At 68.0% G+C, this 11,244-nt stretch carries 11 protein-coding genes; 4 read left to right on the plus strand and 7 right to left on the minus strand.

Going from position 1 to position 11,244, the window contains the following annotated elements; all coding sequences use genetic code 11:
• Positions 1–2: 2 nt before the first annotated feature.
• Both RZR99_RS03755 and RZR99_RS03760 read left to right on the plus strand, forming a co-directional pair.
• Positions 3–299: a hypothetical protein gene (locus RZR99_RS03755; protein ID WP_323118404.1), complete on the plus strand. Its 297-nt coding sequence runs from the start codon at positions 3–5 to the stop codon at positions 297–299.
• Positions 300–445: 146 nt separating this feature from the next.
• Complete coding sequence (locus tag RZR99_RS03760) at positions 446–1,432, plus strand: threo-3-hydroxy-L-aspartate ammonia-lyase (protein WP_323118405.1); 987 nt, start codon at positions 446–448, stop codon at positions 1,430–1,432.
• Between the two features lie 25 nt (positions 1,433–1,457).
• On the opposite strand, the gene RZR99_RS03765 is transcribed toward RZR99_RS03760, so the two are convergent.
• Both RZR99_RS03765 and RZR99_RS03770 read right to left on the minus strand, forming a co-directional pair.
• Positions 1,458–2,132: a LysE family translocator gene (locus RZR99_RS03765; RefSeq protein WP_323118406.1), complete on the minus strand. Its 675-nt coding sequence runs from the start codon at positions 2,130–2,132 to the stop codon at positions 1,458–1,460.
• Between the two features lie 60 nt (positions 2,133–2,192).
• On the minus strand, positions 2,193–3,752 hold the full coding sequence (locus tag RZR99_RS03770; RefSeq protein WP_323118407.1) for a UbiD family decarboxylase: 1,560 nt from the start codon (positions 3,750–3,752) through the stop codon (positions 2,193–2,195).
• Between the two features lie 589 nt (positions 3,753–4,341).
• On the opposite strand from RZR99_RS03770, the gene RZR99_RS03775 reads away from it, so the two are divergent.
• On the plus strand, positions 4,342–5,469 hold the full coding sequence (locus tag RZR99_RS03775; RefSeq protein WP_323118408.1) for a lytic transglycosylase domain-containing protein: 1,128 nt from the start codon (positions 4,342–4,344) through the stop codon (positions 5,467–5,469).
• Between the two features lie 102 nt (positions 5,470–5,571).
• Here RZR99_RS03775 and RZR99_RS03780 read toward each other — a convergent pair whose 3' ends face one another.
• The 5 genes from RZR99_RS03780 to RZR99_RS03800 form a co-directional block, all read right to left on the minus strand.
• Positions 5,572–6,765: a pyridoxal phosphate-dependent aminotransferase gene (locus tag RZR99_RS03780; RefSeq protein ID WP_323118409.1), complete on the minus strand. Its 1,194-nt coding sequence runs from the start codon at positions 6,763–6,765 to the stop codon at positions 5,572–5,574.
• Positions 6,766–6,823: 58 nt separating this feature from the next.
• A complete protein-coding gene (gene nusB, locus RZR99_RS03785; RefSeq protein WP_323118410.1) occupies positions 6,824–7,261 on the minus strand; it encodes a transcription antitermination factor NusB in 438 nt (145 codons plus the stop codon).
• Complete coding sequence (ribH, locus tag RZR99_RS03790) at positions 7,258–7,770, minus strand: 6,7-dimethyl-8-ribityllumazine synthase (RefSeq protein ID WP_252985352.1); 513 nt, start codon at positions 7,768–7,770, stop codon at positions 7,258–7,260. The genes nusB and ribH overlap by 4 nt, the downstream gene beginning before the upstream one ends.
• A 78-nt stretch (positions 7,771–7,848) precedes the next feature.
• Positions 7,849–9,015 (minus strand): bifunctional 3,4-dihydroxy-2-butanone-4-phosphate synthase/GTP cyclohydrolase II, encoded by a 1,167-nt coding sequence (gene ribBA, locus RZR99_RS03795; protein WP_323118411.1) that lies wholly within the window; start codon positions 9,013–9,015, stop codon positions 7,849–7,851.
• A 306-nt stretch (positions 9,016–9,321) separates the two neighbouring features.
• A complete protein-coding gene (locus RZR99_RS03800) occupies positions 9,322–10,632 on the minus strand; it encodes an Nramp family divalent metal transporter (RefSeq protein ID WP_323118412.1) in 1,311 nt (436 codons plus the stop codon).
• Positions 10,633–10,773: 141 nt separating this feature from the next.
• Between RZR99_RS03800 and RZR99_RS03805 the strand changes: the two genes are divergently transcribed.
• Complete coding sequence (locus tag RZR99_RS03805) at positions 10,774–11,010, plus strand: hypothetical protein (RefSeq protein WP_323118413.1); 237 nt, start codon at positions 10,774–10,776, stop codon at positions 11,008–11,010.
• The last annotated feature ends 234 nt before the right edge of the window (positions 11,011–11,244 follow it).

The following is an 11,244-nucleotide window of genomic DNA, read 5'->3' on the forward strand; positions in this document are numbered from 1 at the left end:
AAGTGAAAAAGCTCATTCCGTTTATTGCCGCCGCAGCACTGGGTCTCGGGGTCGCGAGCGCCGCGCAGGCGCACGTGTCGGTCGGCATCGGCATCGGTCTGCCGATCGCGCCTGCTTATCCGGTCTATGCGCCGCCGCCGCCCGTGTATTACGCACCTCCGCCGCCTGTCTACTACGCGCCGGCGCCTGCCTACTACGCGCCGCCCGCCGTCGTGGTCGGCGGCGGATACGGCGGGTACTACGGCCATCCGTACTGGCACCATCGCGGCTGGTATGGCCACCCGTACTGGCGTCGTTGAGATCCGTCGCGCGGCCTGAGCGCCGCGCGCGATCCGGCGCGGCACGGCATCGGTCCGCGCCGCGCCGTTTTTCGTTATGCGGGGGCTGCATGCGCCGCGTGAAGCTGGGAGAATGCCTGTTCCTCCCTCTTTCGCCGCCTGCCGCAATGTCCGCTACTTCCGCCCGTCCCGCTCTCGCCGCCCCCACGTTCGCCGATGTCGCCGATGCCGCCGCCCGGCTCGCCGGCGCCGCGCATCGCACGCCCGTCTTGACGTCCCGTACCGCCGATGCGCGCACGGGCGCGTCGCTGTTCTTCAAGTGCGAGAATTTCCAGCGGATGGGCGCATTCAAGTTTCGCGGCGCCTACAACGCGATCTCGCATTTCGACGCCGAGCAGCGCCGCGCGGGCGTCATCACGTATTCGTCCGGCAATCACGCGCAGGCCATCGCGCTCGCCGCGCAGCTCGCGGGCATCCGCGCGACCATCGTGATGCCGCACGACGCGCCCGCCGCGAAGGTGGCCGCGACGAAGGGCTACGGCGGCGAAGTCATCACCTACGACCGCTACACGGAAAGCCGCGAGGCACTCGGCGCGCGGCTTGCGCAGGAGCGCGGCATGACGCTGATTCCGCCGTACGACCATCCGCACGTGATCGCCGGACAAGGTACCGCCGCGAAGGAACTGATCGACGAGGTCGGTCCGCTCGACATGCTGGTCGTCTGCGTCGGCGGCGGCGGGCTGATCGCGGGCAGCGCGCTGTCGGCGGCGGCGCTTGCGCCCGGCTGCGCGGTGATCGGCGTCGAGCCGGAGGCGGGCAACGACGGCCAGCAGTCGCTCGCGCGCGGCGAGGTCGTGCACATTCCCGTGCCGCATACGATCGCGGACGGCGCGGCGTCGACCCATCTCGGCGGGTACAACTTCCCGATCATCCAGTCGCTCGTCGGGCAGATCGTGACGGTCAGCGACGCGCAACTGGTCGACACGATGCGCTTCTTCGCGCAGCGGATGAAGATGGTGGTCGAGCCGACCGGTTGCCTGGCGGCCGCGGCCGTGCTCGACGGCGTGCTGCCGGTCGCCGGCAAGCGGGTGGGGGTGCTGGTGAGCGGCGGGAACGTCGATCTCGCGCGCTACGGCGAGTTCCTGCAGGGCTGACGGCCGCCACGGCCGACCGGCCGCGCTACGCGGCGTTCAGGATCAGATCGCGATAGCCGCCGACGATCACGCTGTACGAGAAGTACGCGAACAGCAGCGCGGAGACCACGTGGCAGGCCCGCATCAGGCCTGCTCCGGCACGCTTGCGCCCCTGGCTGGCGAGCGTGCAGAGGAACAGCGTCCACGCGAGTCCGCCGAGAAAGAAGCCCGACAGGAACACCGACGCGGTCACGGGCGTGGTCGCGCCGGCTTTCGCGATCAGCGCGCCACCGACCGCGGCGAACCACAGGATCGCCGACGGCGACGACATCGCGAGCAGCATGCCGCGCCCGAAGCTGCGCCAGGTGCTGGCGGGCGCGCTTGCGGCGGTCGGTGCGCCGTCGGCGCCGGACGGCGCGGGCGCCGGGTAGAGCGCTTCGCGCGCCATCTTCCAGGTCAGGAACAGCAGCACCGCACCGCCGCCGAGCCAGACCACCCAGCGCACCGCGTCGAACCGCAGCAGCACCGCCATGCCGGCCAGCGCGAGCGCCGCGTAGACCAGATCGCCGACGCACGAGCCGATGCCGAGCCAGAAGCCCGGCCTGAAACCGTGCGATAGCGTGAGCGACAGCATCGCGACGTTCACCAGCCCGATATCGAGGCACAGCGAAAGCGACAGGAAAAAACCATCCGACAACATCGATGCGGGCTGCGGGTTCATATGCTGCGGTATCTGTCTCTGTTTGCGATCGGGCTATTGGAAAGGACGCGCGGCGGCCGGTCAAGACAGGCCGATTTCGGTCCACAGGCGATCGACGCGGGCCTTCACGGCGGCGTCCATCTCGATCGGCCGGCCCCATTCGCGCTGGGTCTCGCCCGGCCACTTGTTGGTGGCGTCGATCCCCATCTTCGAGCCGAGGCCGGCAACCGGCGACGCGAAATCGAGATAGTCGATCGGCGTGTTCTCGACCATCACCGTGTCGCGCACCGGGTCGACGCGGGTCGTGATCGCCCAGATCACTTCGTTCCAGTCGCGGATATCGACGTCCTCGTCGACCACGACGATGAATTTCGTATACATGAATTGCCGGAGGAAGCTCCACACGCCGAGCATCACGCGCTTCGCGTGGCCCGCGTAGCTCTTCTTCATCTGGACGATCGCCATCCGGTAGCTGCAGCCTTCCGGCGGCAGGTAGAAATCGGTGATCTCGGCGAACTGCTTCTGCAGCAGCGGCACGAACACTTCGTTCAGCGCGACGCCGAGCACGGCGGGCTCGTCGGGCGGCTTCCCCGTGTAGGTCGAGTGGTAGAGCGCATCGCGGCGCATCGTGATCCGCTCGACGGTGAACACGGGAAACCACTCCTGCTCGTTGTAGTAGCCGGTGTGATCGCCGTACGGGCCTTCGAGCGCATGCTCGTAGTGCGCCGCGGCGCCTTTCGCCGGACGCGGCGGCGCGCCCGCCGGCGCGTCGCCCGGCTGGCCCTGTTGCGGATGGATGAAGCCTTCGAGCACGATCTCGGCGCGCGCGGGCACCTGCAGCGTGTCGACGCCCGGGGTCAGGCATTTCGCGAGTTCGGTGCGGCCGCCGCGCAGCAGGCCCGCGAACTGGTATTCGGACAGTGTGTCCGGGACCGGCGTCACCGCGCCGAGGATCGTTGCCGGATCGGCGCCCAGCACGACGGCGACCGGGTACGGCTGGCCGGGGTGCTTGAGCGCGAACTCGCGGAAATCGAGCGCGCCGCCGCGATGGGCAAGCCAGCGCATGATCAGCTTGTTGCGGCCGATCAACTGCTGCCGATAGATGCCGAGGTTCTGGCGGGTCTTGTTCGGCCCGCGCGTGACCGTGAGTCCCCAGGTGACGAGCGGCCCGGCGTCGCCCGGCCAGCAGGTCTGGATCGGCAGCTTCGCGAGATCGACGTCGTCGCCTTCCCACACGATCTCCTGGCACGGCGGCGACGACACCGTCTTCGGCGCCATGTCCCACACCGCCTTGGCGAGCGACAGCAGCTTGCCGGCATCCCTCAGGCTTTTCGGCGGATCGGGTTCCTTCAGCGCGGACAGCAGCCGGCCGACGTCGCGCAGCGACGCGAGCGCGGCTTCGTCGCCCGCATCCACGCCCATCCCGAGCGCGACGCGCCGCGGTGTGCCGAACAGGTTGCCGAGCACCGGAAACCGGTAGCCGGTCGGCGCGTCGAATAGCAGCGCCGGGCCGCCGGCGCGCAGCACGCGGTCGCACAGCTCCGTCATTTCGAGGACGGGCGACACGGGCTGGGTCACGCGCCGCAGCTCGCCGAGGCTTTCGAGGCGGCTGGTAAAATCGCGTAAATCTTTGTATTTCATGAAGAATATCCGGACCGCCCGCGATCCGCGGCGGCGATGGGTAGGCGGAAGGCGGCACCCCGCCCGGGATCGAGGCCCGATTTTACCCGGCCGCGCGCGCGGACGATTGAAACCCAAAAAAACGGCCGGGGGCAGCGGAGCCAGACGGCACGCGGGTCTCCGATCTGAAGGGTAATAAATCATTACTTTTTGTTATGATTTTGAAATTTTATAGTGTTGACGATCTATAAAACCCTGCTAGAATCCGCTCACATTGGTTGCAGGACCCTGGTTTCAAGTCGCCAATCTCCGGTCCTTTAGACGCAACGCGTCTCCGTCGGCCGATACCTGCACGGCTTTCCGACGGTCTGTTTGAAGTCCTAGCCAGCGCCCAGTCGACGCTGGTTTTTTGCGTGGGAGCCACCGCGCGTCCGCCCGCCTGGTAAGGCGCCGGCCTATTTTCCGCCGTGGCCCCCGAACGGTACTTATACCGTTTCTCCGATACCGCTTCGCCCGACCAAGGCACGCGGTGTCTTGATTCCGCGGCAACGCCTTCTGTCTCGCCTTCGAGCTGAGCGAGCCGCACGAGTCATGTTCATGGGAGATCTGAATGAACGCTTGGTTATCGTGGCGTCCCAATGAGCGGCATGCGCAGGTAGTGCGCGCAGCGCTGCGTCGTGGGACGCGTGTCAGTCACCATTTATTCAGCGTGGTCGGCGGAATCGCCGTCGTCATCGCGTTGACGTTGTGGCTCCTGCCCAACGTACGCGGCACCATCGCGGCCCGGTTGATGCCGGTCATCTCGGCGGCCGTCCAGGCCGGCCCGGCCCGGCTCCTGTCCGGCCATCCGCTGCCCGCGTTCGGCCCCGCCAACGCCGAACAGCAGGACGACGCGGCCGGCGCGGAAGCGGCGAACACCGCCTATGACGGCGCATTCGACGGCACGGGCCTCGCCGGCGGCGCACCCGCCGGGTTCGATGCAACCCGCACCGGCACGTCGCCGGTCTCGCTCGCGAAACTGATTCCGACCCAACGGGTCGCGGCCGATGCGCGCGACGATCGCGTGCTGACGTCGAACCGCGAACAGGCGCTTGTCGCGACCTACCTGGCGCGCCGCTATCGCGTCGCGCAGGAACCGGTCGGCCAGCTTGTCACGGCGGCATTCAAGACCGGCCGCGAGATCGGCCTCGATCCGCTGCTGCTGCTTGCCGTCATGGCGATCGAATCGGGCTTCAACCCGTACGCGGAAAGCGGCGTGGGCGCGCAGGGGCTGATGCAGGTGATGTCGAAGGTGCATTCCGACAAGTTCGAGTACTTCGGCGGCACGGATGCGGCGCTGCAGCCGCTCGTCAACATCCAGGTCGGTGCGCTGGTGCTGAAGGATTGCATCGCGCGCGGCGGTTCGCTGCCGGGCGGTCTGCGGCTGTACGTAGGCTCGACGTCGCAGGACGACGGCGGCTACGGCGCGAAGGTGATCGCCGAGCGAGACCGGTTGCGCGACGTCGCACGCGGCCGCAAGGTGTCGATCTACGCGGCGCAGGCGCCGCAGCAGGCCGCACCGGGCGCCGTCACGACGGCGTCGGTGTCGACGGCGGGCGGGCAGAAGCGGGTGCAGGCGACGCTCGACGGCGCGCATCCGATGGCGATCAAGGCGATGGCGCCGAAAGCGATGCCGCAGAACGACGCCAGCGTCGATACGGCCAAGCACGACGCCGGCACGTCGGAACTCGGTACGTAAGCAATACCGCCGGTCGAAAGACGGCGAGCCGAAACGAAAAAGGGCGCCCCCGCGGGGGCGCCCTTTCTTTTTCCAGGAGCGGCCGGCGGCCGCCTGGCGCTGTCAGTGCCCGAACAGCCGGCCGAGCCGTTCGACGGCCTCCTCGAGGCGCGGATACGCGGTCGCGTAGGACAGCCGGATGTAACGGCGGGGCGCGGCCGCGCCGAAATCCATGCCCGGCACCAGCACGACCCCCGCGTCGTGCAGCATCGCGGTGGTCAGCGCCGCGCTGTCGCCCGCCGCCGAATGGGCGACGCCGCTGCAATCCGCATACACATAGAACGCGCCGTCGGGCATCACCGGTACGCGGAAGCCGAGCCGTTCGAGCGCCGGCACGATGAAATCGCGGCGCCGCTTGAATTCGAGCCGGCGCGCTTCGTAGATCTCGAGCGTGCGCGGCTCGAAGCAGGCGAGGGCGGCATGCTGCGCGAGCGCGGACGGGCAGATGAACAGGTTCTGCGCGAGCTTCTCGAAGGTGCCCGTCAGCGCGGGCGGCACGACCAGCCAGCCGAGCCGCCAGCCCGTCATGTTGAAGTATTTCGAGAAGCTGTTGACCGTGACGACGTCGTCGCCGAACGACAGCGCGGATACCGGCGCGCCGTCGTAGCTCAGGCCCTGGTAGATCTCGTCGACGATCGAGAAGCCGCCGCGCGCGCGTACCGCTTCGACGATCCGCTTCATTTCGTCCGGCTCGATCGACGTGCCGGTCGGGTTCGACGGCGACGCGAGCAGCACGCCGCGCGTGCGCTCGCTCCATCGTTGCTTCACGTCGTCCGAGGTCAGCTGGAAGCGGGCGTCGGGGCCGCTCGGCACGAGCACTGCGCGTCCTTCGGCGGCCGCGACGAAGTGGCGGTTGCACGGGTAGGACGGATCGGGCATCAGCACTTCGTCGTCGCGGCCCACGAGCGCGAGACAGGCAAGCAGCAGCGCGGCCGATGCGCCCGCCGTCACGACGATCCGCTCCGGCGCGATCGTGAGCCCGTAGGCCCGCGCGTAGTGCGCGGCAATCGCTTCGCGCAGCGGCGCGATGCCGAGCGCGCTCGTATATTGCGTGACGCCCTGACGCAGCGCGGCGGTCGCCGCGTCGATAACGGGCTCGGGCGCGGTGAAGTCCGGTTCGCCGATCCCCATGTGGATGATGTCGCGGCCCGTGCGTTCGAGCTGCACGGCCTCCTTGACGAGTTCCATCACGTAGAACGGTTCGATCGCGTCGACGCGCGACGCAAGCCGGATGAGCGAATCGGCGGCGGTATTCATCGTTGAATCGGGCAAGGTGACGCGCAAGGAAAACGGGCGCCGAAGCGCCCGCGGGGTGTCATGCGTTGCGGCGGACCTGGATCTCGGCCGAACGCAGCGTGACGGCCAGCTTGTCGAGCACGCCGTTGACGTACTTGTAGCCGTCCGAGCCGCCGAACGTCTTCGCGAGTTCCACGGCCTCGTTGATGACGACGCGGTACGGCGTTTCGATCTGGTGCTTGAGTTCGAACGTCGCGATCAACAGCACCGCGCGTTCGACCGGCGACAACTGGTCGATCGGCCGGTCGAGGCTGGGCGTCAACGCTTCCGCCAGTTCCGCGTGGTCGCGGATCACGCCGTGCAGGATCGTATCGAGCAATTCCTTGTCGGCTTTGTCGTAACCCTGCGCGCCGCGCAGCTGCGCGTCGATTTCGCCCGGGGACGCATTCGACAGCAGCCACTGGTAAAGGCCTTGCGTCGCCAGCTCGCGCGATTGTCGGCGGGCGCTCTTCTTCATGCGCGCTCCTCCTCGTCTTCCTCGTCTTCGTCTTCTTCGTCGTCGCTCAACTGGTCGAGCGTCATCGTGAGATTGGCCATCTCGACCGCCACGCGCGCGGCGTCGCGGCCCTTTTCGGTCATCCGCGCGATGGCTTGCTCGTCGGTGTCGGTGGTGAGCACCGCGTTCGCGATCGGCGTGTTGAAATCGAGCGCGAGGCGGGTGATGCCCGCGCCGCTTTCGTTCGACACGAGTTCGAAGTGATAGGTCTCGCCGCGGATCACCGCGCCGAGCGCGATCAGCGCGTCGAACTGGTTGCTTTCCGCGAGCTTTTGCAGCGCGAGCGGGATTTCGAGCGCGCCGGGGACGGTGACGAGCAGCACGTCTTCGCCGGACACGCCCAGGCGTTCCAGCTCCTCGACGCACGCGTCGGCGAGGCCGTTGCAAACCGGCTCGTTGAAGCGCGATTGCACGATGCCGATCCGCAGGCCGTCGCCTTCGAGATTCGGTTGGTATTGTCCGATTTCCATATTCTTTCCGTAGTTTGGGTGAGCGGTTGTTAGGTCTGCAGCAAGCGCTGAAACGCAGTCTGATGCAACGTGAAACCGTTATGCGCGCGACGCCGGCGCGGCATCCGCCGCGCCCTGGCCGCACGTCGACGCGGCGCCGCCGGGCATCGGCACGAAGCCGGTGACCTCGAGGCCGTAGCCCGACATGCTGCCGAGCTTGCGCGGGTTCGACAGCACCTGCATCTTGCCGACGCCGACATCGCGCAGGATCTGCGCGCCGATGCCGAACGTCTTGAAATCGACCGGTCGGCGTTTCAGCACGGCCGCCTTTTCTTCCTCGTCGAACGCCTTGAAGACGTCGACCAGATGTTCCTTCGAATCGCCGCAGTTCAGCAGCACGATCACGCCGAGTTCGCGGGCGGCGATGTCCTTCATCGCGGCGTCGAGCGTCCACGAATGGGTGGACACGCCGGTTTCGAGCAGATCGAGCACCGACAGCGGTTCGTGAACGCGCACCGGCGTCTCGGTGTCCGGCGACGGCGTGCCGCGCACCAGCGCGATATGTGGCGAGCCGCTCGGCTGGTCGCGGTACAGCACCGCCCTGAACGCGCCGTGCGCCGTCTGCATCGTGCGCTCGGCGACGCGCTCGATGATCGACTCGGTGCGGCTGCGGTAGTGGATCAGATCGGCGATGGTGCCGATCTTGAGGCCGTGTTCGTGCGCGAACTCGATCAGGTCCGGCAGGCGCGCCATCGTGCCGTCGTCCTTGATGATTTCGCAGATCACCGCGGCGGGCGTGAGGCCCGCGAGCGCGGTGAGGTCGCAGCCGGCCTCGGTATGGCCCGCGCGCACCAGCACGCCGCCCGGCTGCGCCATGATCGGGAACACGTGACCCGGCTGCACGATCTGGTCGGCGCGGGTGTCGTGCGCGACCGCGGTGGCGATCGTGCGGGCGCGGTCGGCGGCCGAGATGCCCGTCGTCACGCCTTCGGCCGCCTCGATGCTGACGGTGAACGCGGTACCGTACTGGGTGCCGTTGCGGTACGTCATCAGCGGCAGGTTCAACTGCTTGCAGCGGTCCTGCGTCAGCGTGAGGCAAACCAGGCCGCGGCCGTAGCGGGCCATGAAGTTGATCGCTTCCGGCGTGACGAATTCGGCGGCGAGCACCAGGTCGCCTTCGTTTTCGCGGTCTTCTTCGTCGACCAGGATCACCATCCGGCCGGCTTTCAGCTCGGCGATGATGTCGGGCGTGGAGGCGAGCGTCATAAAAAGGTCGGAACAGAGGAAAGCGCGTATTTTACGCCACCCCGGACCGGTTTTCGCCGCGACCGGGCCCGTTGGCCGAAACGCCTGTCCGGCGAGCCGCCGAATCGGGACCGCGAACGACCGGGGCGGCACCGGTGGATCGGGGCGGCGAGGCGGGGTGTGGCGGAGAGCGTGTCCCCGGCGCCGCCCCGGCTGCGGGATTCCGGATCGAGCGGGCGGGTCGCGCGCCTATTCTTCCGATCTATAGCGGCGGCGAGTCGGGACGGCCACCGATCGAAACGTGCGTTGTCGATCCGACGGTCGGCATCAGCCCGCCGGCAGGCCGGGAATGGCCACGCCGAAGGTCTGCAGCAGCAGCACCGCGTTCAGCCCGAGGATGACGATCGTCGCGGCGACCGCCGCGACATCGGTCAGCCGGCCGTTGGCGAACTCGCCCATGATGTCCCGGCGGCGGGTGAACAGCACGAGCGCCAGCATCGGGATCGGCAGCGCGAAGGACAGCACCACCTGACTGATCACGAGCGCCTGCGTCGCGTTCACGCCGAGGCCGACCACCACGAAGGCCGGCACCATCGTCACGAGTCGCCGCACCCAGATCGGAATCCGGAAGCCGACGAAACCCTGCATGATCATCTGCCCGGCCATCGTGCCGACCACCGAGCTGGAAATCCCCGAACTGATCAGCGACACCAGGAAGATGCCCGCGGCGCTCGCGCCGAGCAGCGGCGTCAGCGTGTGATAGGCGGTCTCGATTTCCGCGACGTCCGGATAGCCGGCATGAAAGGCGGCGCTCGCCATGATCACCATCGCCATGTTGACGAGGCCCGCGATCGACAGCGCGACGATCACCTCGCGATTCGAGAAGCGCACCAGCGCGCGGTGTTCATGCGCGTCGCGCCCTTGCGTGCGGTCCTGGGTCAGGCCGGAGTGCAGGTAGATCGCGTGCGGCATCACGGTCGCGCCGACGATGCCCACCGAGATCGTCAGCGCCGCGCCGTTCGGCATCGCCGGCAGGATGGTGTGCAGTGCCACCTGGCCCCATGCCACCGGCGCGATGAACATCTCGATCAGGTAGCACACGCCGATCACCGCGACGAGCGTGCCGATGATGAGCTCCATCGGCCGGAAGCCGTTCTTCTCGAACACCAGGATGCCGTAGGTCGCGACGGCGGTCACGCCCATGCCGGCGAGCAGCGGCATCTTGAACAGCAGCGCGAGACCGATCGCGCCGCCGAGGAATTCGGCGAGGTCGGTCGCCATCGCCGCGATTTCGCTGACGCCCCACATCGCGTAGACGGCGGGGCGCGGGAATTGTTCGCGGCACAGCTCGGCCAGGTTGCGGCCGGTGACGATTCCGAGCTTGGCCGAGAGCGCCTGGAACAGCATCGCGATCACGTTGGCCATCAGCACGACCCACAGCAGCGTGTAGCCGAACTGCGAGCCGGCCTGGATATTGGTCGCGAAATTGCCGGGGTCCATGTAGGCGATCGATGCGATCACCGCGGGGCCGGCGAACAGCAGCGCGGAACGCAGCCCGCCGCGCCTGCCGGCCAGCACCTCGCGGATGCCGCGCGTGGTGCGCTCGGTCAGGGAGGATTTGCTGCTCGCACTCGGCATGGGTGCTCTCTGGGCCCGGAATCGATGTGTCGATGCTATCACTCCAGAGGAAAGTCGACGCGGACGCGCGGCGCGTCTCGGTGGTGTGCTTCATGCGACGCCGTTCGACGACGGTCCGCACCTCGCATCGAGGCGCGACGAGTGAAGGGCCTGGTGGTCGACCGCGGCGATATCCCGTCTGCGCTCGGAATCCGCCCGCCGTCGCTTCTCGAACATTCGCGCGTCGTGTTTGCGGGCCATGCGTGGGCGCTTAACGGTGCCGATGACGGGCTGTACCCGGCGACTTCATTCGTTTCGCGACCGGCAGGCGCCGCATGCGGCGGCGGCGTCTCATCGCCGCCTGTCCGCAGCGACACCGCGCGGCCGTTTCAGTTCTGAAACCATTTCGATCGATCCACGGCTGCGCGGCGCGACGGCGCCAACCCCGGCGGGCAGTGGCACGGTACATGCGTCACCACGGGATGCCGCGCGCGGCGTAGCCGGGCCTGCGCCCGCTGCCCACGGCCGGCACGATGCCCCGGTCTGCATCGCCTTTCGTCGGACCTCGCGCGCAGATGCGATGCGCGTCGCGTCCCCAGCGCCTGCACGCCCGGGTGGATGACATCGCAGTCG

Source organism: Burkholderia alba (assembly GCF_034721475.1).
Classification (GTDB): Bacteria; Pseudomonadota; Gammaproteobacteria; order Burkholderiales; family Burkholderiaceae; genus Burkholderia; species Burkholderia alba.

Coding starts and splice junctions, on each gene's coding strand:
- RZR99_RS03760 (WP_323118405.1), top strand. CDS start 446: ATGTCCGCTACTTCCGCCCGTCCCGCTCTCGCCGCCCCCACGTTCGCC.
- RZR99_RS03765 (WP_323118406.1), bottom strand. CDS start 2,132: ATGAACCCGCAGCCCGCATCGATGTTGTCGGATGGTTTTTTCCTGTCG.
- RZR99_RS03770 (WP_323118407.1), bottom strand. CDS start 3,752: ATGAAATACAAAGATTTACGCGATTTTACCAGCCGCCTCGAAAGCCTC.
- RZR99_RS03775 (WP_323118408.1), top strand. CDS start 4,342: ATGAACGCTTGGTTATCGTGGCGTCCCAATGAGCGGCATGCGCAGGTA.
- RZR99_RS03780 (WP_323118409.1), bottom strand. CDS start 6,765: ATGAATACCGCCGCCGATTCGCTCATCCGGCTTGCGTCGCGCGTCGAC.
- nusB (WP_323118410.1), bottom strand. CDS start 7,261: ATGAAGAAGAGCGCCCGCCGACAATCGCGCGAGCTGGCGACGCAAGGC.
- ribH (WP_252985352.1), bottom strand. CDS start 7,770: ATGGAAATCGGACAATACCAACCGAATCTCGAAGGCGACGGCCTGCGG.
- ribBA (WP_323118411.1), bottom strand. CDS start 9,015: ATGACGCTCGCCTCCACGCCCGACATCATCGCCGAGCTGAAAGCCGGC.
- RZR99_RS03800 (WP_323118412.1), bottom strand. CDS start 10,632: ATGCCGAGTGCGAGCAGCAAATCCTCCCTGACCGAGCGCACCACGCGC.